Raw genomic sequence first — 788 nt, forward strand, 5'->3', positions numbered from 1 at the left:
GACGGCGGCGAACTCGAACGGCAGCAGGTATTCGGTGAACAGGCTGCGCGCCAGCCAGGTGATGTTGGAGCTGTCGGCGGCCAGCGCGGCGGCGTTGTCGGCCGGGAACGGATTGACCGCCCTGCCCTTCACCCCGATCAGCACCAGCATCTGCACCAGCATGGTGACGGCCACCACCAGCCCGACCGGCAGGTAGCGCACCCAGCCCTCGCGCAGGTTGGAGGCGTCGATGTCGAGCATCATCACCACGAACAGGAACAGCACCATGACCGCGCCCACGTACACCAGCACCAGGGCCACGCCGAGGAACTCAGCGCCGACCAGGATCCAGATGCAGGCCACGGAGAAGAAGGTCAGGATCAGGCACAACACGGCATAGACCGGATTGCGCACGCTGATCACCGCCGCGGCGGAAATGCCCGCCACGATGGAGAAGACCCAGAAACTGATATTTACCCAATCCATCATTGAACCTCAGCGGAAMGCGGCRTCGGYRGCGCGACGCTCGGCGATTTCGGCTTCRAGCCGRTCSCCGATSGCCARCAGCTGCGGCTTGGTGACGATGTTCTSGCCRCGMTTCTCGAAGTGRTAYTCGWGGATGTGGGTCTCCACGATCGAGTCSACCGGGCAGSWYTCYTCGCAGAASCCGCAGAAGATGCACTTGAACAGATCGATGTCGTARCGSGTGGTRCGRCGGSTGCCGTCCKCGCGCTTKKCCGAATCGATGGTGATCGCCAGCGCSGGGCACACSGCYTCGCACAGTTTGCATGCGATGCAGCGTTCCTCGC

General features: G+C 63.6%; 2 protein-coding genes. Both read right to left on the reverse strand.

The annotated features are described in order from the left end of the window. On the reverse strand, positions 1 to 465 hold a 465-nt coding region (locus ACXJKJ_RS30420), incomplete at its 3' end, for an NADH-quinone oxidoreductase subunit J (RefSeq protein WP_457395134.1). Between the two features lie 9 nt (positions 466 to 474). Further along, positions 475 to 788 (reverse strand): NADH-quinone oxidoreductase subunit NuoI (gene nuoI / locus ACXJKJ_RS30425; RefSeq protein WP_457395136.1); only part of this gene is annotated, 314 nt, incomplete at its 5' end.

The organism is Roseateles sp. P5_E1 (genome assembly GCF_054049335.1).